1 protein-coding gene is annotated in these 2,294 nt (G+C 59.6%); it reads right to left on the bottom strand.

Annotated features, from left to right (window positions below):
• Positions 1–2,251: MobA/MobL family protein (locus ACEW8G_RS00825; RefSeq protein ID WP_373486556.1), on the bottom strand; the 2,251-nt coding region annotated here is incomplete at its 3' end.
• Between the last annotated feature and the right edge of the window lie 43 nt (positions 2,252–2,294).

The following is a 2,294-nucleotide window of genomic DNA, read 5'->3' as shown; positions in this document are numbered from 1 at the left end:
GTTGCTCCAGCCAGCCCTGCTTCGGCTCCAGCGCTGTTACCGCCCATTTATCGAGGGTGAGCCTGGGGCCCCTCGCTATAACATAAAGGTCCTCTGCAACAATGCGGTCCACAATCGCCTGATCTTCAGGGGGCAATCCCGCCCGTCCGGCAACAAATGCCTGCTGAGGATGTGCTTCATGCCATTCGCGTGTAGCAAGGGACATCGCTTCGCCCGTGAATGTCATCGACCGTTTCGGCTTTCGCTTAAGCTTGCGGCGCGCTGGTACTGCAAACGGCTGTGTGTTGGTGCGCGCGGCATGCGGGGAAGCAGTGATAGCCGGTGGATGTGCCGGCTGGGTTGGATCAGATTTCACAGGCGGTGGTGCACCTGCTGCAAGTTCCGAGCTGGCGGCGGCGTCCTGTTCTGCACGCCATTGCCGCAGTTCAGCGAGCAAGCTTCTACCGATGGCAATAACAGGATCTACGTCCCGTTCAGTCGTCGCCGCCGTCAGAAGTGACGAATTCGATGGGATAGGCAGCGTGAGGTGCTGCGGAGTTAGGTGACCGGAATGATCCGCTGACGTTAGCGATTTGTGTGCATTGGACGACCAGCCGGAAGCTGGTATCAGGATGGGAGCCCCATCAATCTTGCTGGGGGCATTGGTAGCCCTGTGTCGTGGTGTCGTCCCGGTTGCCGCGACCGCAAGCAGCGGCTTGGCAATTGGCCGGTCCGCCGTAGACAGCCTATCCCCGGGTACCGCGCGTAAAGCTGTAGTTGGCTGCAGCAAGGCTCGCGGGCGTTCTGCAGAGACGGAGGGCCGCAATGACGACGGGCGCTCAACAGAGGTTCCTGTAATCGCCGTTGCCAGTATCTGCCGCGGAACGGTTGGCTGCACGGTTGTCAGCTTACCGATCGGAGACTGCCAAGAGGCTCTCGTGGGCTCCGACGCAATCAGGGCCGACGTTGCCTTGACGGCAGGCGTCGCAACCAAAGATGGTCTGGCGCGATCGGTTGCATCTGCGCTGACGATCCTCCTGGCCGCTTGCTGGGTTTCCGAATGTTCCAGATCTTTGAGAACTGCGTCTCGCACCACGCTCAACGCCTCAATTTTCTTGTCCAGATCGCGCATGCGCGACCGAAATCTATTACGCTCGGCCTTGATCCGGTTGCGTTCAGATGCAGGCACGTATTGGCCGCGCCTAGCCATTGCGGTCAGTGCGTCGCCAAGGTGTTCGCCTGACTCGTGGTCAAGCCCGCGTGCGCCAAACCCAAGCCCGGTATATTGCATCTCCCGCCCACTTCGCGCTGCGGCCTCGGTCATTGAATGCGCCCAAAGATGCCGCAGAATCTGCACGCCAGCTTTGCCATCCAGTTCACCACGAACTTCGTCGGCGACCTCCCAAGCATACGGCTCAATCCTGCGCATGGGGCGCAGTGAGAACGATATATGCGCATGGTAATTGCGTTGGTCGCCGTCCTCAGAGGGCTGGTGGATGACTGCTGAGTACGGCAGGTTCAGCGGCTCCAACACAGTGGTGGCAAAGTGCTCTATGGCCGCCACCTTCTCTTCGTGGGATGCATCGGCATCGAAGGGCGCGATGACACGAATCTGGATTTTGGCGTTTTTGCGGGTCGATGCATCTTCCAGGCACTGCCATGCGGTACCAATCTCGAGCCAGTCCTCGCCCATGCTGGAGACGATGACAGGCTCGCCCGCAGCGTCAAGAAGCACTGCCTCATCACGGCATTCATATTCCCAGTTGTCCTTCGCTGCACCTCGGCGAAACTTCGGCGAACTGCGACCGATATATGTCTGCTGCCAGGTCACACCGCGAAATCCTGCGGCATCGATCGCCCATGATGACGCTGCCTGTGGCATGGCTGCGGACGCCTTCAACGGTGCTAAAGAGGCCGACCTCGATGTGCGTTTGGTGACCGGCGAGGTGGCTGAAGTCGGCTTATCCGGTATGATTCGCCCTGTGAGACGGTACCATTTCGCGATGCCACGGTCCGTTTCAGCCATCTCACGCAGGATGCCTCGCGCAGCGGCCTTATCCTGAAGGTTTCTGTGCAACCTGGCAGCCTGTTCCTGCCTTTGGATGCGCACCTGCTTGCGTGCGTCAGAGCGTGCCTGCCGCATCACGGTTCCCATGGCTTTCCGAGTTGCAGGGGTGCAACTGCCATCGTGCAGCACGATAAAAAACATCTGATCAGGCGGGGGAAGACGGGCGCCACGGGGTGGCGACGAATTGGCCGAAGGCAAATTCATTTATTGCGCCCCCCGCCTATATCTAAACCTTCCCCCTTATTGT

Origin of the sequence: Blastomonas sp. (genome assembly GCF_041747255.1) — a bacterium.
Taxonomy (GTDB): domain Bacteria; phylum Pseudomonadota; class Alphaproteobacteria; order Sphingomonadales; family Sphingomonadaceae; genus Blastomonas.
This window is presented reverse-complemented; position numbering and strand designations above follow the sequence as displayed.